16 protein-coding genes are annotated in these 21,052 nt (G+C 71.1%); 7 read left to right on the top strand and 9 right to left on the bottom strand.

The window, feature by feature from the left end:
- Window positions 1–225 precede the first annotated feature (225 nt).
- Window positions 226–1,626 (bottom strand): M20 family metallopeptidase, encoded by a 1,401-nt coding sequence (locus J8J14_RS12620; protein WP_209379850.1) that lies wholly within the window; start codon window positions 1,624–1,626, stop codon window positions 226–228.
- A 150-nt stretch (window positions 1,627–1,776) separates the two neighbouring features.
- Between J8J14_RS12620 and J8J14_RS12615 the strand changes: the two genes are divergently transcribed.
- Window positions 1,777–2,094 carry a hypothetical protein gene (locus tag J8J14_RS12615; protein WP_209379849.1) on the top strand — a complete coding sequence of 106 codons (318 nt, stop codon included), beginning with the start codon at window positions 1,777–1,779 and terminating at the stop codon, window positions 2,092–2,094.
- 215 nt (window positions 2,095–2,309) lie between these two features.
- Here J8J14_RS12615 and J8J14_RS12610 read toward each other — a convergent pair whose 3' ends face one another.
- Window positions 2,310–2,675, bottom strand: coding sequence for a hypothetical protein (locus tag J8J14_RS12610; RefSeq protein WP_209379848.1), 366 nt, complete (start codon window positions 2,673–2,675; stop codon window positions 2,310–2,312).
- A gap of 138 nt (window positions 2,676–2,813) precedes the next feature.
- The gene (locus tag J8J14_RS12605) at window positions 2,814–3,968 is read right to left on the bottom strand and encodes an acyl-CoA dehydrogenase family protein (RefSeq protein WP_209379847.1); all 1,155 of its coding nucleotides are present in this window, start codon (window positions 3,966–3,968) and stop codon (window positions 2,814–2,816) included.
- On the opposite strand from J8J14_RS12605, the gene J8J14_RS12600 reads away from it, so the two are divergent.
- Window positions 3,967–4,575, top strand: a complete 609-nt coding sequence (locus tag J8J14_RS12600) for an NMCC_0638 family (lipo)protein (protein ID WP_209379846.1) — start codon at window positions 3,967–3,969, stop codon at window positions 4,573–4,575. The genes J8J14_RS12605 and J8J14_RS12600 overlap by 2 nt on opposite strands.
- A 19-nt stretch (window positions 4,576–4,594) precedes the next feature.
- On the opposite strand, the gene J8J14_RS12595 is transcribed toward J8J14_RS12600, so the two are convergent.
- Window positions 4,595–8,005: an indolepyruvate ferredoxin oxidoreductase family protein gene (locus tag J8J14_RS12595; RefSeq protein WP_209379845.1), complete on the bottom strand. Its 3,411-nt coding sequence runs from the start codon at window positions 8,003–8,005 to the stop codon at window positions 4,595–4,597.
- Between the two features lie 158 nt (window positions 8,006–8,163).
- Between J8J14_RS12595 and J8J14_RS12590 the strand changes: the two genes are divergently transcribed.
- Window positions 8,164–8,616 carry an Lrp/AsnC family transcriptional regulator gene (locus J8J14_RS12590; protein WP_209379844.1) on the top strand — a complete coding sequence of 151 codons (453 nt, stop codon included), beginning with the start codon at window positions 8,164–8,166 and terminating at the stop codon, window positions 8,614–8,616.
- Here the strand turns inward: J8J14_RS12590 and J8J14_RS12585 are convergent, their stop codons facing one another.
- Window positions 8,617–12,162 carry a cadherin repeat domain-containing protein gene (locus J8J14_RS12585; RefSeq protein WP_209379843.1) on the bottom strand — a complete coding sequence of 1,182 codons (3,546 nt, stop codon included), beginning with the start codon at window positions 12,160–12,162 and terminating at the stop codon, window positions 8,617–8,619. It lies immediately after the preceding gene.
- A 109-nt stretch (window positions 12,163–12,271) separates the two neighbouring features.
- Window positions 12,272–12,598 carry a hypothetical protein gene (locus tag J8J14_RS12580; RefSeq protein ID WP_209379842.1) on the bottom strand — a complete coding sequence of 109 codons (327 nt, stop codon included), beginning with the start codon at window positions 12,596–12,598 and terminating at the stop codon, window positions 12,272–12,274.
- 175 nt (window positions 12,599–12,773) lie between these two features.
- On the opposite strand from J8J14_RS12580, the gene J8J14_RS12575 reads away from it, so the two are divergent.
- Both J8J14_RS12575 and serA read left to right on the top strand, forming a co-directional pair.
- On the top strand, window positions 12,774–13,424 hold the full coding sequence (locus J8J14_RS12575) for an SCO family protein (RefSeq protein ID WP_209379841.1): 651 nt from the start codon (window positions 12,774–12,776) through the stop codon (window positions 13,422–13,424).
- A gap of 129 nt (window positions 13,425–13,553) precedes the next feature.
- A complete protein-coding gene (serA, locus tag J8J14_RS12570; RefSeq protein ID WP_209379840.1) occupies window positions 13,554–14,816 on the top strand; it encodes a phosphoglycerate dehydrogenase in 1,263 nt (420 codons plus the stop codon).
- Between the two features lie 84 nt (window positions 14,817–14,900).
- On the opposite strand, the gene J8J14_RS12565 is transcribed toward serA, so the two are convergent.
- From J8J14_RS12565 to hflK, 3 genes are all read right to left on the bottom strand, one after another.
- Window positions 14,901–16,433, bottom strand: coding sequence for a Do family serine endopeptidase (locus J8J14_RS12565; protein ID WP_245215715.1), 1,533 nt, complete (start codon window positions 16,431–16,433; stop codon window positions 14,901–14,903).
- Between the two features lie 249 nt (window positions 16,434–16,682).
- Entirely contained in the window at window positions 16,683–17,558 is an 876-nt protein-coding gene (gene hflC / locus J8J14_RS12560) for a protease modulator HflC (protein WP_209379838.1), read from the bottom strand.
- A complete protein-coding gene (hflK, locus tag J8J14_RS12555) occupies window positions 17,555–18,778 on the bottom strand; it encodes an FtsH protease activity modulator HflK (RefSeq protein WP_209379837.1) in 1,224 nt (407 codons plus the stop codon). Before hflK ends, hflC begins: the two co-directional genes overlap by 4 nt.
- A 148-nt stretch (window positions 18,779–18,926) precedes the next feature.
- Here hflK and J8J14_RS12550 point away from each other — a divergent pair, with 148 nt between their 5' ends.
- The gene (locus J8J14_RS12550; protein ID WP_209379836.1) at window positions 18,927–20,039 is read left to right on the top strand and encodes an Mrp/NBP35 family ATP-binding protein; all 1,113 of its coding nucleotides are present in this window, start codon (window positions 18,927–18,929) and stop codon (window positions 20,037–20,039) included.
- A gap of 55 nt (window positions 20,040–20,094) precedes the next feature.
- Window positions 20,095–21,024, top strand: coding sequence for a 3-hydroxyacyl-CoA dehydrogenase NAD-binding domain-containing protein (locus tag J8J14_RS12545; protein ID WP_209379835.1), 930 nt, complete (start codon window positions 20,095–20,097; stop codon window positions 21,022–21,024).
- Window positions 21,025–21,052 lie beyond the last annotated feature (28 nt).

The following is a 21,052-nucleotide window of genomic DNA, read 5'->3' as shown; positions in this document are numbered from 1 at the left end:
CCCCTATGAGCTTATCTATGCCAGCCCCTTTTCTAACAGTTGGAGAGGTTCGGCTGACGGTGCGCCTCCGGTCCATGACCGGAGGCGACTGCAAGGGCAGGATGGGGGGACAGAGACCCCGTGCTGGATCCTATCCGCGGCAGCCAGACGGGGTTCCAAGGGCCTCAGGCCCTTGGCGGGCGAGGTCCGGAGAGGGCAGAGCCCTCTCCGGCAGCAGCCAGATCCTCAGCCGCGCGGGGGCGTGCCCGCCTCGCCCAGGTCCCACCAGATGCCGGCAAAGGCGCTCAGCCCCTCGCGCATTAGCGAGGGGATCACGTGCTCATCCGGGCCGTGCTGCTTGCAGCCATTGTACGAATGCGGAACCCAGACAAGCGGCGTGCCCAGAAGGTCCACGAAGACATCGCCCGGAAGCCCGCCGGAGGCGTTGGGCGTGACCTGAACACGCGTGCCGAGGGATTTTTCCATGCTCGCCTTGGTCCAGAGCACCCAGGGATTGTCCGGGGCCGTGCGGCTGGCGGGCATGCGGATGCCGGCGCGCTCGATTGCCACCTGGTCGAAGCCATTGGCGTCCAGATGGGCGCGCAGGGCGGCCTCGAACCGCGCCGGGTCTGAATCGCCGGTGTAGCGGATCTGGCAGGCGGCGCGGGCCCAGGGGGCGACGGCATTGACCGGTGCCTCCGGCTTGCCGCTGAGCATGGCGAGCACGATGAAGCTCGCCCAGCCATAGATCTTCTCGGCGGGGGTCAGGCCCGGCTCGCCCCAGCCCTCGTCGATGGTGGCCGCGCCCTCGCCGCCGCCCACGGGGCAGCCTTCCAGCGCGGCGCGGATATTCGCCGGCACGGTCTCGCCGGGCAGCCAGTCACGCACGAGGATCTTGCCGTTCTGGTCGGCGATGCTGGCGATGGCGTGGGACAGGAGGATGGCGGGGTCCCGGGTCAGCCCGCCCCAATGCCCCGAATGCACGCCGCCATTCCGCAGCTTCACCACCAGCTCGAACATGAAGCTGCCACGGGAACCGGCGGCGATGGTGGGCAGGCCCGGTTCAACCCGCGGGCCGTCCGAGGCGATCAGGGCATCGGCGGCCAGATAGTCGCGGTGCGCCTCTATGAACGGGCGCAGGCCTTTCGAGCCGAGTTCCTCGGACATCTCCAGCACCAGCTTCACATTGGCGCCGAGCTTGCCGCCGCGCTCGGCCAGCACGGCCTCCAGCGCGGTGAGATTGATGATATGCTGGCCCTTGTTGTCCGCGGTGCCGCGCCCGTACCACAGGCCGTCCTTCTCGGTGATCGTCCAGGGCTTCAGCCCGGGGGACCACTGCTCCTCCAGCCCGAGCACCGTGTCGCCATGGCCGTAGAGGAGCGCCGTGGGGCGCGAGGGATCCTCGATGCGGCTGGCGATCAGGATGGGGCCGCAGGCCGGATCCGGGTTCGGGTGGATGCTGGATTCAAAGCCCATGCGGGCCAGCCAGGGGGTGATCCCCTCCTCGAGGTAGCGGCGGCAGTCGGGCGCATGGGCCGGGTCCTGCGAGGTGGAGGGGATGGCGATCAGCGCCTCCATGCGCTCGCGGAAGGCGCCGCTGTCGAAATCGGCCTGGGCGCGGGCAATGGCGGCTTCGCGGCTGGACATGGGGCGGACGCCCTCCTCTTCTCGGTTCCGCCCAGGGAATAGGGCGGAATGCCGTGCCGGGGCAGCCCCGGGGGCAGGTTTTCGTGGCGCCGGGGCAACCCTGGTCCGGCGCGCGGCTTCAACCCGTTTTGGCGGGGCCGCGGAGGTAGGATGCGCGGGAGCGATGCGGCAAGGCTGGCGCGGATCCTGGCCCGGCTCGGCTCGGATTATGATGGGGAGCGGGCCTCGGCGGCCCTGGCGGCCGACCGGCTGATGAAGCGCCTGGGCGTTTCCTGGGAGGAATTGCTGACCATGGCGGAGGAGGCCGGGCGGAAGCCCGGCCCGCCCCCACCCGACCTGCTGGACGCGGCGCAATCCCGGCTGCGCCAGTGCCAGCGGGAAAACGCCGATCTGCAAAGGCAGCTCACCCGGCTGAAGCAGCGGCTGGAGGTGCTGAAGCCTCGCCCCGCGCCGCCCGAGGAGGAATGACGCCCGGCCTGTTCCGCCATGATCTTCCGGGCCTGGATGATCTCGCGCCAGGTTTTCGTATCCCGGTCGATCAGTGCCGTCGGTTCCTGCGGTGAGCCGGTGGAGACCTCCGCGCCGTGGGGCGGCGATGAACTCACGCAGGTATCTTACGGGCTGTCTGTCATGGATGGGCGTGGAACGTCGCCCCGGTCCGCGCCTGGAAGCGCGGACCGGGCTCAGCGCGTGCGGGCAGGAGCGGTGCCGGCGCCACCGGAGCCGGCGAGGCTGCCGCCGAGGACGGCGCCGGCAATGGCCGGCAGCACCATGCCGAGAAGAGGCACGCCCAATCCTGTCCCGGTATCGGGGAGGAGCACCGGGCCGCCGCGGCCCGTGCCGGGCGGGATGGGCACGCCCGTGCCTGCACTGGCCGGGCGGGCGGCGAGGCGCGGGGTGCTGCGCGGCGGTATCACCACGCCACCCTCGGCCGGGACGGTGATGCTGCGCAGCTCACCCTGGGCCAGGGCGGGTTGGAGGTTGGACGCGAGAAAGGCCGCCGCGAGGAGGGTCGGGCCGATGCACGGGTTCCGGTGCCGGCGCGGCATGGGGCCTCCTCAGCTGGCGCCATCCTGGCGCCGATGCGGGCCACGCGACGGCGCGGCGCTTCGATCGCGAAATTGTGAGGTTGTTCCGCCCGGCTTGTCAACGAAAGGCGGGCTCCCGGGCCCGCCGGGGACCCCCGTTCAACGTCGCCCGAGCATGTGGCGGGCGATGATCACCCGCATGATCTCGTTCGTGCCCTCCAGGATGCGGTGCACGCGGAGGTCGCGCACGAGCTTTTCCACGCCGTAGTCATGCAGGTAGCCATAGCCGCCCAGGAGCTGCAGCGCCTCATCCGCCACGCGATGGCCGGTGTCGGAGGCGAAGCGCTTGGCCATGGCGCAGAAGGGGCCGGCATCAGGGGCCTTGCTGTCCAGCTTCGCGCAGGCGCGCCAGAGCAGGGAGCGGGCAGCCTCCAGTTCCGTCGCCATGTCGGCCAGGCGGAACTGGGTCGCCTGGAAATCGGAAACGGCCTTGCCGAAGGCGCGTCGCTCCCGCGTGTAGTCCAGCGCGATGTCGAGCGCGCGCTGGGCACCGCCAATGGAGCAGGCGGCGATGTTCAGGCGGCCTCCATCCAGCCCCGCCATGGCCATGCGGAAGCCCTGGCCTTCCTCGCCCAGCAGGGCATCCGCTGCCACGCGCGCGTCCTGGAACTCCATGGCGCGCGTGGGCTGGGCGTTCCAGCCCATCTTCTTCTCATTCGCGCCGAAGGAGAGGCCGGGCGTTTCCTTCGGCACCAGAAGGGCGGAGATGCCGTCCGGCCCCTCCCCGCCCGTGCGGACCATGGTGAGATAGAGATCGGAGGTGCCGGCGCCGGAGATGAACTGCTTGGCGCCGTTCAGCACATAGCCCTGGTTGTCGCGCACGGCCCGGGTACGAAGCGCCGCGGCGTCGCTGCCCGAGCCGGGCTCCGTCAGGCAGTAGGAAGCCAGGCGTTCCATGGTGACGAGCGAGGGAAGATGCTCGGCGCGCTGGGCATCGCTGCCCCAGCGGTCGATCATCCAGGCCACCATGTTGTGGATGGACAGGAAGGCCGAGGTGGTGGGGCAGCCTGTCGCCAGGGCCTCGAACACCACGGCCGCGTCCAGGCGGGTGAGTCCCGCGCCGCCGCTTTCCTCCCGCACATAGAGGGCGGCCATGCCCAGGGATGCGGCCTGGCGCATCTCCTCGACCGGGAAGTGGCGGCTGGAGTCCCATTCCAGCGCCCTGGGGGCCAGTACGTCGCGCGCGAAATCCTGAGCGGTCTCCCGCAGGGCGCGGGTGTCCTCGGGCAGGTCGAAGGCGCTATCCAGCGGCATGGCATCGTTTCCCCGTTTTTCCTATTGGTGCGCCTCTGCGCGGCGCCGTCCAGTTCTGCTGCTTCTGGCGGTGCTGCTGGCGCCCCTTCCCGGCCATGCGGCCGCGCCGCTGACGGAGGAGACCGCGGCGGCGATGGGCAGCTTCATGCAGATCTGCGCGCGGGTGCTGACGGGCGGGGACAGCGCGGCTGCGGCACGCCAGGCCGGCTTCACCGCCCTTCCCGCCGAACGCGCGGCGGCCTTGCTCGGGCGCGCGCAGGGGCAGGTGATGGCAGCCAGGGGCCAGTCCACGGGCGGGCTTGTGCTGATCCTCACCACGCGCCCCCTCGCCTGCTCCATGCGGCTGCAGCGGATGGATGTGGAGACGGCGGAGGCGCTGTTCGTTCGGCTGGCCGAAGGCGTGCGCCGCCCGGGGCTGACGGTAACACGCGCCTTCGACGGGCAGGTGCCCGTGCCCGGCGCGGGCATGGCGCGGCAGATCACCTATCGACTTTCCTCCGGACAGGAAGGACGGCCGGACTTCGCGCTCGCCTTCACCGGGGATGCCGATCCGGGCGCGGGAACCCAGGGCGTGCTGACCTTCGGGACGACGGCGCCGCGGCGGTAGGGCGCGGCGCCGGCCCTCCTCATTCGGCTGCCATGGGCATGGCGGGCGCATCCAGCCGCGCGGCGATGGCGGCCAGGCGCGGGCGGGTCCGGGCGATGTTCGCTTCCTTGACGGGGCCGAAGCCGCGGATGCCGCCCCAGGCTTCCACCCATTCGCGAACCGTGTCGCGCGTGGTCGCGTCGAGCCGCGGCAGCATGGCGTCCAGCCCGGCGCGGAACTCCTCGATCAGCGCGCGCTCGGTGCGGCGCTCCTCGGTGCGGCCAAAGGGATCCAGCGCGGTGCCGCGCAGGATCTTGCCGTGGCGCAGCAGCCCCATGGCACGGATCATCCAGGGGCCGAAGCTGCGCTTCACCGGGCGGCCCGTATCGGGATCCGGGCGGGAGAGAACCGGCGGCGCGAGATGCAGCACCTTGCGCCGCGTGCCGGTGAAATGCGTGTCGAGCGAGGCCTGCCAGGCGGCATCGGCATGGAGGCGGGCGACCTCGTACTCATCCTTGTAGGCCATCAGGCGGTGCAGCTGGATGGCGACGGCGCGGGCCAGGGCCTCGTCGGCACCCGGCGCCGCCCGGACCTGCGCGACGGCATCGGCGTAGCGGCGCGCATAGGCGGCGTTCTGGTAAGCGGTGAGATCCGCGACCCGGCGTGCCACCAGAGCATCCAGCGTCTCCGGCGCCGGCGGGCCGGCGGGCTCCTCAAGCGCGGCGGCGCGGCCGAGGGCGAAGGCCTGCTTGTTGCGCTCCACGGCCGTGCCGTTCAGCTCCAGCGCACGCTCGATGGCGGCGAGGGAGAGCGGCAGCAGGCCGCGCTGCCAGGCCGTGCCGAGCAGAAACACATTGAGGAAGATGACGTCGCCCAGCGCCTCCTCCACGCGATGCGCGGCGGGCAGCGCCAGCAGGTCGCGCGACACGGCGCGAAGGTTTTCGAGGATGGGACTGGCCTCGGCGCGCGGTGCGCCAAGAAGGAAGCCGGCCGTCGCCGCCAGTTCGGCATTCACCACGCTGGCCGTGCGATCCGGGGAGAGGAGCGGGCGCACGGCGGCGCCATGGGCGCCGATGGCATCCGCCGCGATCAGCAGGTCCGCCTGCCCCGCGCCGATGCGCGGCCCGGCGAGGGTCTCCGGCGCCGCACCCTCCGCGCCGATGCGGAGCTGGGCTTGCACGCCGCCGCCCTTCTGGGCCAGTCCGAGCTGGTCCATGCTGCGCACGGGGCGCCCATCGACATGCGCGGCCATGGCGAGGATGGCGGAGAGCGCCGTGACGCCCTGCCCGCCGATTCCGGCGAGCACGACATTCCAGGCCTCGCCGCGCAGGGCGGGCAGCACGGGTTCCGGCAGCACGGCAGGCGCGGAGACGGCTTCCGGATGCGCCGCGACCTCCGCGCCTTCCAGCGTGACGAAAGAGGGGCAGAAGCCCTTGAGGCAGGAGAAGTCCTGGTTGCAGGCGCTCTGGTCGATCGCGCGCTTCTGGCCGAACTCGGTCTGCACGGGCTGCACGGCAAGGCAGTTGGACTGAACGCCGCAATCGCCGCAATCCTCGCAGACCCGGGGATTGATGACGACGCGGCGCGTGGCCTTCGCCGCGGTGCCGCGCTTGCGGTGGCGGCGGCGTTCGGTCGCGCATTCCTGGTCGTAGATCAGGATCGTCACGCCCTTGGTCCCGCGCAGCTCCTTCTGCACGGCATCCAGCCGGTCGCGATGGTGGAAGGCGACGCCCCCCGGCATCAGCGGGTCGTCCTGGTGGCGCGCGGGATCGTCGGAGACGACGGCGATGGCGGCCACGCCCTCCGCCGCCATCTGCGCGGCGATGCGGGGCACGGTCATCTCGGCCTCCGGCGTCTGGCCGCCGGTCATGGCGACCGCGCCATTCACCAGGATCTTGTAGGTGATGCTGGCCTTGGCCGCGACCGCGGCGCGCACGGCGAGGCTGCCGGAATGCGAATAGGTTCCGTCCCCGAGATTGGCGAAGACATGGGGCGTGTTCACAAAGGCCATCTGGCCGAGCCAGGGCGCGCCCTCCCCGCCCATCTGGGTGAAGACCTCGGTATCCCGGTCCATCCAGGTGGCCATGTAGTGGCAGCCGATGCCCGCCATGGCACGGGAACCCTCGGGTACCTTCGTGGAGCTGTTATGCGGGCAGCCCGGGCAGAACCAGGGCTGGCGCAAGGCGAGCGGCGGGCGCGCGGCTTCGGCCAGCGCCTTCAGCGAGGCGAGGCGCGCGGCCATGGAATCCGGCCGCCCCTCCCGCGGGAGCCGCGCATCGAGAGCGCGTGCGACAGCGGCTGCGTCGAGCTCCGTCAGCTCGGAGAGGAGGGGCGCACCATCCGCCCCCCGCTTGCCGGTGATCCGGGGCGCGCCGGGCAGGCCGTAAAGCGCGTCCCGCAGCTGGGCTTCGAGGAAGGAGCGGCGGTCCTCGACGACCAGCACCTCCTCCAGGCCCTGGGCGAAGGCGCGCGCGGCCTCCGCATCCAGCGGCCAGGCCAGGCCGACCTTCCAGATCCGCAGCCCAAGCAGGCGCGCGGCCGTGTCGTCGATCCCGAGATCGAGCATGGCCTGGCGGAGCGTCGCATAGGCCTTCCCGCGCGCCGCGATGCCGAAGCGCGGGCGGGGGGAATCGAGCACCACCCGGTCCAGCCCGTTGGCCCGGGCGAAGGCGATGGCGGCGGGCAGGCGTGTCAGGCGCAGCCGGCGTTCCTGCGCCAGGACGATGTCGCGCAGGCGGATATGGCGGCCGTCCTCGCCCTCGAAATCGCCTTCGGGGATGACGGGGCTCCAGGCCGGATCGATGCGGAAGGTGGCGCTGGCATCCATGGTGTCGGCCACGCATTTCATCGCCGCCCAGGTGCCGGCGAAGCGCGAGAGGGCGATGCCCTTCAGGCCGAATTCCAGGATCTCCCCGACGCCGGAGGGATCGAGGAACGGGATCTCCAGATCCATGAAGGCATGGTCCGAGGCATTGGCGACGGTGGACGATTTCGCGGAGGGATCGTCGCCCGCCAGTGCAAGAACACCGCCCAGCGGCGCGGTGCCGGCCATGTTGGCATGGCGCAGCGCATCGCCGCTGCGGTCCACCCCCGGGCCCTTGCCGTACCAGATGGCGAAGACGCCATCCTTCTTCCCGTCCCCGAAGAGATGGGACTGCTGGCTGCCCCAGGCGGCGGTAGCGGCCAGATCCTCGTTCAGGCCGGGCTGGAAGACCACCCCGGCCTCCTCCAATCGCCTGGCCTGCTTCTGCAGCTCCTTGTCATAGACGCCGAGCGGGCTGCCCCGGTAGCCCGTGACGAAGCCCGCCGTATCATGCCCGGCCGCACGGTCCAGCGCCCGCTGTTCCAGCGGCAGCCGGACAAGGGCCTGGATGCCAGTCATCAGCACCGGATCGGCGCTCGACTCCCAGCGATCCTCCAGCCGCATCCTGGCCCGTTGCACGCTTCCCATCGACGACTCCCTTGGGCCCTCTTCCGGGGCTCGTTCTCAATCGAGATATGGGAGAGAATGGACCGGAATACCCGGCGGTTTCGTTCCGTTTTTCATGGTGCACCGCCGAAAGGACGGAAGAAGCTTCCACAAGAACGGGGAAACCCCGGGGAGGAAACATGGACGCCACGGACCGACGAATCCTTCGCGCCCTGGCCAGGCGCGGCCGGCTCTCAAACGCGGAGCTGGCCGAGGAGGTGGGGCTCTCCCCCTCTCCGTGCTGGACCCGGGTGAAGCGGCTGGAAGCGGCGGGCGTGATCAAGGGCTATGCCGCGCTGCTGGACCAGGCGGCGCTGGGTATGCCCGACACGGTGTTCCTCGAGGTGATGATGGAGAAGCATGACGAGGGCGCGCTGCGGCGCTTCGAGGAGGCGGTGCATTCCATTCCCGAGATCCTCGAATGCCATCTCGTCACGGGGGAATACGACTACATCATCAAGGCCGCGGTGGGCGGCACCGCGGGTTATGAGAACCTGCTGCGCGAGAAGATCTACCGCCTTCCCGGGGTGCGGCACACGCGCAGCGCCTTCACGCTGCGCTGCCTGAAGCGCGAGATATCCGCCGTGCCCTGATCAGAGCAGGTCCACGCTGATCGTGGTCGAGACGCGCTGCGGCTCGATCAGGGGCTGCAGCTCTCCGATGGCGAATGCCATGTCGAGCGGCGAGACCAGGCCCGCGGCGACCAGCCCGGCCGAATGGGCCAGCTCCGCCGGCAGCGCGTCTCGCTCCAGCGCCGCGTGGTAATGCGCGGCCACCCAGGCCTCTGTGCTCATGCCCTCGTGGAGCGCGGCGTGGATCTCCGTGTCCATCAGCGTCTTGTAGAGCACGCGCAGCGCGCCGGGATCCTGCACGAAAGGCTTCCAGATCAGCAGGCTCACCGGATCCGGGTTCATGTCCAGCATGGCGTCATAGGCACGGACCACGGCGGCGCCCGCGAGGTCCGGGATCCAGAGGCCGGTGGGATGGGCGGCCTTGAAGGCCACCGCGGCCTCGGGCAGCTGGGCGAGCCAGGTGGCAAGATCCGGCAGGCCCATTCCGGCGCGAAGCGCGCCCAGCAGATAGGCCTTCGCCGCCGCCGGGGGCGAGTAGCCGAAGATGCCGGCATAGATGACGTCGAGCTGCCCGCTCGCGTCGAGCGGCGCGAGCCTCGGCAAGGCGGCGCCGGCCTGGTGGAAGGCGATGGCGAAGTCGCGCAGGGTGACGCCGGCCTCCATCCTGCCTTCCCAATCCGCGATGCTGGCCCCGGGCGGGCGGGCGCCGATGAAGGCCTCGTAGAGCCGGGTGACCGCGGCGGCGCGGGACGTGCCGTCCAGCTCAAGCCGTCCATCGGCGAATGTGATCTCCTCCACATTGCCGAGCCGCACCGTGCTGCCATCCTTCCAGCGAAGGGCCACGCCATTCTGCGCCACGGAGATCCGGGCCACGTCGCCAACGGCGCGGGTGGTGACGACGTGACCGTCAAGCGAGATGGCCAGGTCCGCCAGCGACTCCCCGCGCGCGAGCACCTCGCCATCCTCCTGCCGGAGGGCATAGGCGGTCTGCTCCACATGGCCGCTTCCAGGCGCCTGCCCCGCCACCTGCGAGGTACCAAGGGCATAGAGGAGATCGACGCGCGTAGCAGCGCCCTGGTCAAGGACCAACCGGCTCCATTGCAGCTCGCCGCGGCCGGCCGGGCGTTCCAGCGCCTGCTCATAGGCCGCCTCCACGAAGGCGGCATTGGACTGCCGGGCATGGCGCGCCTCGAACAGCTCGGTGGCTGCAAGATGGTTGTAGAGCTGCCGCAGGGTGAGCGCGCCGCTATCAAGCAGGAGGGACCAGCGCGCGAGCGCCGCCTGGTCCGGCACCAGATCGAGGACCGCGTCATAGGCCTGCACCACGCTGTGCTCGGTCGGGCTCATCAGCCAGATGCCGGAGGCGTTGCGCTGCTCGGTGAAGGCAGCGGCCTGGGGCGTGTCGATCAGCATCGCCGCGATCTGCGCGAGCGAGGCTCCGGCGCCGCTTGCCCAGTTGAGATAGGCCAGGGCATCCGCCGGGGCGGCATGGCCGATCACATCCTGGTAGATGAGCTGGATCTTCTGCGACTGGGTGAGGGAGGCGCTGCGCACCTGCCATTGCGCCGTGCCGAGGAGCGAGCTCGTGACGGCCTCCATCCCCACCGTCCCGCGCGCCAGCAGCCCCGCCGTGTGGGAGAGGTTGCCCGGCGCCGGCGCATCGCCCCAGATCGCCTCATAGGCCCGCAGGGCGCGGGCCGCCGCGCTGCCGCCGCCAAAGACGAGCTGGCCATCTGCAAAGGCGATGCTCGACACGCCGGTCAGCTGCGTGCTCGTCCCGTCACGCCAGGTGACGAGCAGGCCATCGCCATGCTCGGCAATGCCTGCCGCGTCAGCGGCGCGGCGCAGCAGCACCGCCTCCCCCTCCCGTGACATCGCGCCCAGCTCCGATCGACCGCCGGGAGAAAGAGTGTTGCTGGGCGGGGGTGGGGGCGGCGGGGGCGCCGGCGAGTTGCCTGGCGTCGCCACACTGTCGAACACCTGCACCGGCATGGTGGGGACGGCCAGGCGGTTATAGGCCGGGTCGTCACTGGCCAGGGTGAAGGCGATCTGCGCGGTCTCGGTGCCCTCCACCAGCGCATCCGCCACGGCACTGATCATCACCGCGCGGGGACTGGCCCAATCGGCCGGGGTGAAGGTGAGCACCACGCTAGGCGCCGCCCCATCGCCGCTGAGGCCAAGCAGCAGGTCGGGCCCGCCCCGGAGCGTGACGGTGACATTGGCCAGCGGCCGGGTCGCCAGGGCGACCGTCATGCTGTCCCCTGCCCCGCGCTCGGCCACGGCCGTGACGGTGCTGGTCTCCACCAGCACCAGCCCGGGCGGGGTGCCCGCCGGGGGCGGTGGTGGCGGAGGCGGCGGCGAGGGGGACGGGTCGTCGTCATAGACCAGCACATCCGCCCCGCGCCCGGCGAGGCCGGAGAAGGCTGGATCCGCGCTGGCCGTTGTGATGCTGATGCGCGCGGTTTCCAGCCCCTCATACTGGGTGTCGTGCGCGGCAAAGACGATGACGTTGCGCGGCTTGTTCCAGTCCGCCGGGGCGATGGTGAAGGCAACTGTCTTGCCTTGGGTGCCGGATGCGCTCCGCGCGAGGTTCAGGTCAGCCCCGACCGTCATCGTCACCGTGACCGCGGCGTCCGGCTGGCGCGAGAGCTGGATGGTGAAGCTGTCATTCGCACCGCCCTCGCTGACCGCGAGCCGGCTGCCCGTGCTGGTCACGATGACATCCGCAGGAACCGGCGCGGGCGCCGCCGTGCCGGCCGCGGGCGTGGCGGAGGAGGCGGGCTGGGCCGCCGTCGGCGTGGTGGCCGTGGCGGGCACCGACGCCTCTTCCACGCTGCCTGAACTGCCGGTGCCGGCCGTGGGCACGGGCGCTGGGATCGACACCGGCACTGGAGTGGGGGCCGGGGCCGGGGCCGGGGCCGGGGCCGGGGCCGGCGAAGGGGTATCGTCCTGACTGGTCACGTCCAGCACCGTGACGGGGAGGCTGAAGGCCGCCTCGTTCAGCCCGTCCGACACGGCAATCATCACCTCGCGCGTGGTGCCGCCCTGCCGCAGCAGGTCCACCCCGGGACGGAGGCGCAGCGTATTGCCCGTGATGTCGAAGAAGGCCGAATCCGGCCAGAGGACCCGGTATTCCAGCCTGGTGGCAGGGCTGTCCGGATCCGTGGCGGTGAGGTCGCCGATCACCGCGCCAACGTCGTTCTCCAGCACCACGCCGCCGCTGGTGAAGCGAAGGCCGGAGGGGGCGGTGTCGTCCAGTCCCAGCAGGGTGACGGACCAGCCGCCCTGCACGGGCTGCCAGAGCCCGCCGATCCGGACCGACAGGCCGAAATCCAGCAACGGATCCGCGCCGCGGCCGAAGGCTTCCCTGTCCAGCGCGCCGGCCGGGGTGACGAGGACGCGGCCGCCGGCGCCGAGCACCGCATCGAACAGCCCGGCGTCCTCGCCGGTCAGCATCACATCCGTCGCCCCCTCGGCGCCGGAGAGGGTGAGAAGGGCGGACCAGTCACCGGCCCGGCCATTCTCGAGGATGGTGGCGGGCATATTGCCCGCGGCCGTGATGGCCATCTTCGGCTCCGCTCGCGTCATTTTGACGCGCGGAGCCTCGATGGGGGTCGGTTAACCCGGGACTAACAAGGCGCCCGGAAAGCGTCGGTCACGAGAACAGGCGGCGAAGTCAGGCCGCCGCGGCACCCGGCTCGGGCGACTCGATGAGGTCGCGCATCGCACGTGCCCAGCGCGGGGCGGCCCCCAGCAGGCCGTCAAGCACGCGGACCGGCAGGTCTTCCGCATATTCCATCGCGGTCACGGCGCGCGGATCCCAATCCGAGGCCAGGGTGTCCACGAGATGCTCCCCGGAATGGGCGCCGACCAGGGCGCGGATGCGGCGTGCCGCAACGAGGATGCGGGCCGCCGCCTCGTGGCGCAGGCGCTCGGCCAGGTTGTCGTTGGCGATGTCGGCAAGCGTCTCCAGCGCGGGGTCTCGCGCCATGCGATCGGGCATCATCTAGCTCCTCTGTGGACGGGCCTCGGCGAGAACTGCTTCGTGACAAGGCCCGGCCGGCCTTTCGGCCCTCGTTTCCGGTCCTGACGATCCGATTCCATTGGCGGCGGAACGACAGGGCATGAAACGTCTCTACCCCGTCCCCCGTTGCGGTTGCTGCGCTATATGGCGAGCCATGACCCGCGCCATCCGCATCGCCATCCTTCTTCTCATCCTCGGGGTCGGGGCCATGTGGGGCGCCGCCTTCGTGGCCCGCCGCCCCGGGGAGGGAATCGGCGCCTCCTTCGCCCGGCTGATGGGCAATGCCCCGCCTCCCAGCGCGGGCGGCGTGGCCCTGCCGGCCGGGACGGGGATCGGCGGCGCCTTCACCCTGGTGGACGGGGATGGCCGCCAGGTGACCGAGGCCGACCTGCGCGGCCGGCTGGCGCTGGTCTTCTTCGGCTTCACCCACTGCCCCGATGTATGCCCCACCGAGTTGCAGGCGGTCGGTCAGACGATGGACCTGCTGGGCCCGCAGGCGAACCAGGTGCGGCCCGTCTTCATCACCGTGGATCCGGAGCGGGACACGCCGGAGCGGATGAAGGACTATGTGGCGTTGTTCCACCCCTCCATCACCGGGCTGACCGGCACGCGGGAGCAGGTGGCCGCGGCCGCCCGGGCCTGGCGGGTGTACTACAACAAGGTCACGCCCCCGGGCGCATCGGAATACCTGATGGACCACTCCTCCTTCACCTATCTCATGGGGCGGGACGGCAGCCTGCGCGCCCTGTTCCGGCCTGGCGTGACGCCGGAGGAGATGGCCGGCACCATCCGGGCGAATCTCTAGCCCGGCTTCCCGGCCGCGCGCCGCTCGCCCCGGGCTGTCCTTCCGGGGCGGGGTAGCGGCAGGGGCGGCGCTGCCCCGCGCTCCGCGCTGTTGCACGGGGGGAGCCGGATAGGGCAATGCTCCCGGGCCATGCCCGACGCCCTCCCCTCCCCCGCCCCGATTTCGCTGGCCAAGGACAAGATCCGCATCCTGCTGCTGGAAGGCGTGTCCGACAGCGCGGTCGCGACGCTCGAGGCCGCCGGCTACACGAATATCCGGCGCGAGAAGAAGGCGCTGGACGAGGACGCGCTGAAGGAGGCCATCAAGGGCGTTCATCTTCTCGGCATCCGGTCCCGCACCCGCGTGACGAAGGCGGTGATGGAGGAGGCGGACCGGCTGATCGCCATCGGCTGCTTCTGCATCGGCACGGACCAGGTGGACCTGGCCGAGGCCCGGCGCCGGGGCATCCCTGTCTTCAACGCCCCCTTCTCCAACACCCGCTCGGTGGCGGAGCTGGTGATGGGCGAGATCGTGATGCTGCTGCGCGGCATCCCCGGGCGCTCCAACGCCGCCCATGTGGGGGTGTGGGACAAGTCCGCGGCGGATAGCCGGGAGGTGCGCGGCAAGACCCTGGGCATCGTCGGTTACGGCAATATCGGCGCCCAGGTCTCGGTGCTGGCCGAGGCCTTCGGCATGCGCGTGATCTATTACGACACCATCCCCAAGCTGCCGCATGGCAATGCCCAATCCGCGCACACGCTGCAGGCCCTGCTGGAAACCGCCGATGTGGTCACGCTCCATGTGCCGGAGACACCGGCGACGCAGGATCTGATCGGCACGCGGGAGATCGCGCTGATGAAGCCGGGCGCGGTGCTGATCAACAACGCCCGCGGCCGCGTGCTGGACCTCGATGCGCTGAAGGCCGCGATGGAATCGGGCCATCTCAGCGGCGCGGCGGTGGATGTGTTCCCCGAGGAACCGGCGAAGAACACCGATCCCTTCACCTCCCCCCTGCAAGGCCTGCGCAACGTGATCCTGACGCCGCATATCGGCGGCAGCACGGCGGAGGCGCAGTCCCGCATCGGCGAGGAGACCGGGCGCAAGCTCGTTGACTATTCCGACACGGGCGCCACCCTCGGCGCGGTGAACTTCCCCGAGGCGGTACTGCCCGCACGCCCGCGCGGCGCGCGCTTCCTGCACGTGCATGGTAACCACCCCGGCACGCTGGCGGCGATCAACGAGCTGTTCACGCGGCATGGCGCGAACATCGCCGGCCAGTATCTGCAGACCGACGCCGAGATCGGCTATGTGGTGGTGGATGCCGAGGGACTGCGCGACGCGCAGGCGGTGCTGCAGGAGCTGCGCGCCCTGCCCGGCACGGTGCGGGCCCGGCTGCTCTACGAGCGCGGCTGATCCCGCGCATTCCCCGCTCGCGGCGGGGACTGGAAGCAAAAGGGCCCGGGGATCGCTCCCCGGGCCCTTTCCGTTTCTGGCGCCTCAGTTGCGGCGCTGGTTGCCTTCCTCGCGGATGCGCAGCGGCACGAAGCGCTGGCCCTGCTGCCCCTCGATGAGCAGAAGGGCGCTGGAGCGGTTCTGGCGGCGCAGGTTCTCGATGCGGCTCTGCACCTCCTGCGGCGTGTTCACCCGCTCCTGCTGCACCTCCACGATGACGTCGCCGGCGCGCAGGTCGCGCTCGGACGCCGCGCCACCCGGCGTCACCTCCACGACCACCACGCCGCGCTGCTCGGCGCGCAGGCTGAAGCGCTCGCGCAGCTCCGGCGTGATGGCGCCGACGCGCATGCCGAGGCCCGTCAGCTCCACGACCTGGCCGCTGGGCTGGCTCTGGGCGCCGCGCGCGGAGGCCTCGGCCTGATCCGCCGGCAGCTCGGCGATGGTGACGTTGAGCGTCTCCTCCTTGCCGTCGCGCCAGAGGGTGACAGGCACGGACGAGCCCACCCGCGTCTCGGCCACGATGCGCGGGAGGTTCCGCATCTCGCGGACGTCCTGGTTGTTGAAGCGCAGAATGACATCGCCGCTGCGGACCCCGGCCTGGGCCGCCGGGCCGTCATCCTGGGCGCGGGCAACCAGCGCGCCGCGGGCGCCGCCGCGCAGGCCCAGGCTCTCGGCGATCTCGTCCGTCACCTGCTGGATGTTCACGCCCAGCCAGCCGCGGCGGACGCGCCCATTCTCCTTCAGCTGCGCGACGATGCCGCGTGCCAGGTTGGAGGGGATGGCGAAGCCGATGCCGATCGAGCCGCCGGAGGGCGAGTAGATGGCCGTGTTGATGCCGACGACCTTGCCCTGCAGGTCGAAGAGCGGGCCGCCCGAATTGCCGCGGTTGATGGCGGCATCCGTCTGGATGAAGTCGTCATAGAGGCCCTGGCGGATGTCGCGCGAGCGGGCGGAGACGATGCCGGCCGAAACCGACGAGGCCAGGCCGAAGGGATTGCCGATGGCAAGCACCCAGTCGCCGACCTGCGCCTCGTCCGAGTTGCCGAACTCCACGGCCGTCAGCTGGCGGTCGGTCTTCAGGCGCAGCAGGGCGATGTCGGTGCGCGGATCGGTGCCCACGATCTCGGCGGGGATGGTGGTGTTGTCGTTCAGGACGATGTTGATCTCGGTCCCGCCCTCGACGACGTGGTTGTTCGTGACCACGAGCTTCTCGGCGGCGTCGATAATGAAGCCGGAGCCGAGCGAGGTGCCGCGGCGCTGCTGCGGGGAAGGCCGGCCGGGCGCGCCGGGGCCGCCGGGCGGGCGGTTGCGCTCAAGGAAGTCGCGGAAGAATTCCTCGAAGGGGCTGCCGGGCGGGGCCTGGGGCGCATCCGGTGCATCGGGGCGCTGGGCGTTGCGCGCGGCGGGGCTGGTGCTCACCTGCACGCTCACCACGGCTGGCAGGAGCTGGAGCGCGAGCGGACGGAAGGTGCTGGGCGCGTCCCGCATCGGGGTCTGCGCGAGGGCGGGCGCCATGGGCGCCGCCGCGATAGCCGCGATCAGGGCCAGGGTGGTGGCGATAGGGGTGCGGGAGCGCAAGGCGGGTTTCCCTTCTCTCATTCGGGCGGGCTTCATAGGGCCTGGACGTGGCCTCGGGGGCGCCCCTTGCAAAGGGATCGCGCCCGGTAACGTCTGAGCGGCAGATTGGACCATTCCGGGCCGCGCGAAAGGCCCCGCCTGTTACAAAGGGCGACGGGCGCGATCACGCCTGGGTGCGGAAACGGCAGCGGCCCGCCCCCAGGGAAGGGAACGGGCCGCCGCTTCGGTCCTGAACTTAACCGGGCCGGGTCAGCGCGTGCTGCCCGGGATTTCCCGGAAGAAGCGGAAGAACTCGCTCTCCGGGGAGAGGAGCAGGCGGCTGTCGCCACCTTCGGAGAAGGCCTCGCGGTAGGCCTGCATGCTCCGCCAGAAGCCGAAGAACTCCGGATCGCGCTGGAAGGCGTCGGCGGAGATGCGGATGGCTTCCTGCTCGCCCTGGCCGCGCAGGATGTCGGCCTGGGCCTGCGCCTCGGCCAACAGCACGGTCCGGTCGCGGTCGGCGGCGGCACGGATGCGGGCACCCTGCTCCGCGCCTTCCGCGCGGGCCTCGCGGGCCACGCGCTCGCGCTCGGACTGCATGCGGGAGAGCACGGCCTGGGTGTTCTCCTCCGGCAGGTCGGCGCGGCGGATGCGGACATCCTCCACGGCGATGCCGAAGCGCGCCGCCTCGCGATTCACCTGGTCCCGGATCTCGTTCATGATCCGCAGGCGGTCGGCGGAAAGCACGTTCAGCAGCGCCTCGTTGCCGAGCACGCGGCGCAGGGCCGAAGAGACGATGGAGGCCAGGCGCCCGCGGATGCCGCTCTCGGCCACGCCCGCGGTCTGGAAGAAGAGCAGCGGGTCGGTGATGCGGAAGCGGGTGAAGCTGTCCACGATCAGGCGGCGCTGGTCGCCTAGGATCACTTCCTCGCCCGAGGCCTCGTAGTCCAGCAGGCGGCGGTCCAGCGCGATCACGCTCTGGATGAAGGGCAGCTTCACATGCAGGCCGGGCTCACGGATCACGCGGATCGGCTCGCCGAACTGCGTGATGATCACCTGCTGGGTCTGGTGAACGGTGAAGAACGCGGAGGCGGCCGTGAAGACGGCCAGAACGAACACCACCGCGATGATGGTCAGGCGGTTCATCGGGCGATCCCCTGCTGCATCGGCCGAGGCGGCTGGGTGGTGGCGGCGCCGGGCGCCGGCGGCACGCCGTTGCGGGGCGGCTGCTGTTGCTGCTGCGGTGCGCGGTTCGGGTCGATGTTCAGAAGCGGCACCAGGCCCTGCAGCCGGTCATCCACGATGATCTTCGGATTGCGGCGGAGGATTTCCTCCATCGTCTCCAGATAGATCCGGCGCATCGTGACATCCTGCGCCACCTGGTAGGAGGAGAGGACGGAGACGAAGCGCTGCGCCTCGCCGCGGGCCCGGGCAATCTGGCTGTCGCGCTGGCCCTCGGCCTCCTGCACCATCCGCGCCGCCTCGCCGCGCGCGCGGGGGATGATGTCGTTGCGGTAGGACTCGGCCTCGTTGCGGGCGCGCTCGCGGTCCGCATTGGCGCGCTGCACGTCGCGGAAGGCCTCGATGACCGCGCCGGGGGGATCCACTTTCTGCAGCTGCACCTGGGTCACCTCGATGCCGGCGCCGTACTGGTCCAGGATGGCCTGGGTTCCCTGGCGGACCTGCTGCTCGATCTGGGCGCGCGCCTCGGTCAGCGCGGGCTGGATCGGGGTGCGGCCGATCACCTCGCGCATCATGCTCTCGGCCGCCGACTTCACGGTGACCTCGGGGTTGCGCGTGTTGAACAGGTATTCGCCGGCATCGCGGATGCGCCAGAACACGGCGAAGTCGATGTCGATGATGTTCTCGTCGCCTGTCAGCATCAGGCTTTCCTCCAGCACGTCGCGGCTGGGGGTGGGGCGCTGCACGATGGTGGCGGTATCGGCGGCGCTGCGGAAGCCGACATCGACGCGGTTGATGCGGGTGACGCGCGGTGTCGTCACGCTCTCGACCGGCCAGGGGATGCGGTAGTTCAGGCCCGGCGGGGTGGTGCGGTTGAAGGCGCCGAAGCGCATCACCACGCCCTGCTCATCCGGCTGCACGCGGTAGAAGCCCGAAAGGCCCCAGGCGCCGATCGCCAGAACGGCCAGCACGGCCAGGCTTTTCCCCCCGAGGCCACCAGGCCCGCCGGCGCGGCGGGGAAGCCAGCGGCGTACCGCATCCTGTGCCTGGCGGATGGCGTCATCCAGGTCCGGGCCACGGCCGCTGCCGCCACCCGGGGGCGGGGTGCCCCAGGGACCCTGCGGGCGGTTGTTGCCGCCTGGCGAGCCCCAGGGGCTTGGTCCGCCGCTGTTGTTCCACGGCATCTGCCGGTCACTCTCCCTCGTTATAGCGGTACGGCCCCGCCCGCTTGCGCGGGTTGGGGGCCGCCCATATGGCATTCGCGGCTCATACCCTGCGGGGGCTGATCCGGGCAGTAGGCCATGTTGGCCGGGTTGTGGGGGTTTTCAAGCGATGGTGAGCGGTCTCGAGGCGGCGGTACGGGCGGCGCTGGCGGGCGTGCGGGAGCCATCGGGCGGGCGCGACATCGTCGCGGCCGGCATGGTGGGGGGCATCGCCGAACGCGATGGCATGGTGCAGGTGGAGATCGCGGTGCCGCGGGAGCGCGCCCGGGAGTTCGAGCCGCTGCGCGCGGCGGCGGAGGCTGCGGTGCGGCGCGTCCGCGGCGTGATCTCGGCCAGCGTGGTCCTGACCGCGCACCGGGCCGGCCCCTCCCCCGCATCCCAGCCCTCCCCGCAGGCATCTCCACAGGCGCCGCCGCAGCGCGGGGCCATGCTGCTCGGGGAGGTCGGGGCGGTGATCGCCGTCGCCTCGGGCAAGGGCGGGGTGGGCAAGTCCACAACCGCGGTGAACCTGGCCGTCGCCCTGGCCGGGATGGGGCTGCGGGTGGGGCTGCTGGACGCGGATATCTACGGCCCCTCCCTTCCCCAGATGCTGGGCGCGCATGAGAAGCCGGCCGTTCAGGGCAACCGGATCATCCCCATCGAGCGCTGGGGGTTGAAGGCCATGTCCATCGGCTTCCTGGTGGACCAGGAAACGCCGATGATCTGGCGCGGCCCCATGGTGATGGGCGCGCTGGAGCAGATGATGTCCCAGGTGGAATGGGGCCCGCTGGACGTGATGGTGGTGGACATGCCGCCGGGCACCGGCGACACGCAGCTCACCATGTCCCAGCGCGTGGCGCTGCGCGGCGCCGTCATCGTCTCCACCCCGCAGGACGTGGCGCTGCTGGATGCGCGGCGCGGCATCCGCATGTTCGAGAAGGTGAACGTGCCGGTGCTCGGGCTGCTGGAGAACATGAGCTATTTCTGCTGCCCCAACTGCAACCACCGCAGCGAGATCTTCGGCCATGGCGGCGCGAGGGCCGAGGCGGAGCGGCTGGGCGTGGCCTTCCTGGGGGAGCTGCCGCTGAAGCTCTCCATCCGCGAGCATGCGGATGCGGGCCGGCCGGTGGTGCTGGCGGCGCCGGACAGCGCCGAGGCCGGCGCCTACCGTGCCATTGCGGACAAGGTCTGGGCCAGGGCCACCGGGGCGGGCCAGGCGGGGCCACGGATCGTGGTGGATTGAGGGCGCGCCCTCTCCGGGGTGGAATGCGGCGGCAACCACGGCGGAGGGGAATGCCATGGAGGTGAAAACCGTCGCGATCGTCGGGGCCGGCACGATCGGCGCGAGCTGGGCGGCCTGGTTCCGCGCGCGCGGCTTCGCGGTGGTGGTGACCGATCCTTCGGCCGAAGCCGAAGGCTTCGTGCGCGACTACGTCGCCTCGGCCTGGCCGGTGCTGCAATCCCTGGGCGCCGTGCGGCCCGGCGCGACGCCCGAGGGCATCCGCTTCGAGCCTGAACTGCGCGCCGCGCTGGATGGCGCGGACTTCGTGCAGGAGAATGCGCCGGAGCGGGAGGAGATGAAGATCCGCATCTTCGCCGAAATGGACGCGCTGCTGCGGGAGGAGGTGATCATCGCCTCCAGCTCCTCCGGGCTGTTGATGAGCCGCCTGCAGTCGCGCTGCACCCATCCGGAGCGCTGCGTGATCGGGCACCCCTTCAACCCGCCGCATCTGATCCCGCTGGTGGAGGTGGTGGGCGGGGATCGCACCGCCCCGGCGGCGCTGGACCGGGCGATGGCGTTCTACCGATCCATCGGCAAGCACCCGATCCGCCTGAACAAGGAGGTGCCGGGCCATGTCGCCAACCGCCTGCAGGCTGCGCTGTGGAGGGAGGCGATCCACCTTGTGGCGGAGGGGGTGGCGAGCGTGGCCGACGTGGATGCGGCGGTGACGCAGGGGCCCGGGCTGCGCTGGGCCGTGTTCGGGCCACACATGACCTTCCATCTCGGCGGGGGCCGGGGCGGGATGGAACACTTCCTGGCCCATCTCCTCGGGCCTTTCGAGGGGTTCTGGGCCGATCTCGGCCAACCCGCGATGACGCCGGCGCTGCAACGGCGGATCGTGGAAGGGGTGGAGGAGCAGGCGGAGGGGCGGCCGGTTGCCGAGCTTGCCGAAAGCCGGGACCGCCGCCTGACCGCCATCCTCCAGGCCCTGGCCGCGGCGCGGTAGTGCGGGCCGCTCAGGCCCGGGGCGGCTG

This window comes from Pararoseomonas baculiformis, assembly GCF_017813395.1.
Lineage (GTDB): Bacteria > Pseudomonadota > Alphaproteobacteria > Acetobacterales > Acetobacteraceae > Roseomonas > Roseomonas baculiformis.
This window is presented reverse-complemented; position numbering and strand designations above follow the sequence as displayed.

Bases quoted from the DNA above. Each gene is read 5' to 3' on its own strand.
- J8J14_RS12545 (WP_209379835.1), top strand. From the start codon at position 20,095: ATGGAGGTGAAAACCGTCGCGATCGTCGGGGCCGGCACGATCGGCGCG.
- J8J14_RS12575 (WP_209379841.1), top strand. From the start codon at position 12,774: ATGACCCGCGCCATCCGCATCGCCATCCTTCTTCTCATCCTCGGGGTC.
- J8J14_RS12580 (WP_209379842.1), bottom strand. From the start codon at position 12,598: ATGCCCGATCGCATGGCGCGAGACCCCGCGCTGGAGACGCTTGCCGAC.
- J8J14_RS12615 (WP_209379849.1), top strand. From the start codon at position 1,777: ATGCGCGGGAGCGATGCGGCAAGGCTGGCGCGGATCCTGGCCCGGCTC.
- J8J14_RS12605 (WP_209379847.1), bottom strand. From the start codon at position 3,968: ATGCCGCTGGATAGCGCCTTCGACCTGCCCGAGGACACCCGCGCCCTG.
- serA (WP_209379840.1), top strand. From the start codon at position 13,554: ATGCCCGACGCCCTCCCCTCCCCCGCCCCGATTTCGCTGGCCAAGGAC.
- J8J14_RS12585 (WP_209379843.1), bottom strand. From the start codon at position 12,162: ATGGCCATCACGGCCGCGGGCAATATGCCCGCCACCATCCTCGAGAAT.
- J8J14_RS12595 (WP_209379845.1), bottom strand. From the start codon at position 8,005: ATGGGAAGCGTGCAACGGGCCAGGATGCGGCTGGAGGATCGCTGGGAG.
- J8J14_RS12600 (WP_209379846.1), top strand. From the start codon at position 3,967: ATGGCATCGTTTCCCCGTTTTTCCTATTGGTGCGCCTCTGCGCGGCGC.
- J8J14_RS12620 (WP_209379850.1), bottom strand. From the start codon at position 1,626: ATGTCCAGCCGCGAAGCCGCCATTGCCCGCGCCCAGGCCGATTTCGAC.
- hflK (WP_209379837.1), bottom strand. From the start codon at position 18,778: ATGCCGTGGAACAACAGCGGCGGACCAAGCCCCTGGGGCTCGCCAGGC.
- hflC (WP_209379838.1), bottom strand. From the start codon at position 17,558: ATGAACCGCCTGACCATCATCGCGGTGGTGTTCGTTCTGGCCGTCTTC.
- J8J14_RS12550 (WP_209379836.1), top strand. From the start codon at position 18,927: ATGGTGAGCGGTCTCGAGGCGGCGGTACGGGCGGCGCTGGCGGGCGTG.
- J8J14_RS12610 (WP_209379848.1), bottom strand. From the start codon at position 2,675: ATGCCGCGCCGGCACCGGAACCCGTGCATCGGCCCGACCCTCCTCGCG.
- J8J14_RS12590 (WP_209379844.1), top strand. From the start codon at position 8,164: ATGGACGCCACGGACCGACGAATCCTTCGCGCCCTGGCCAGGCGCGGC.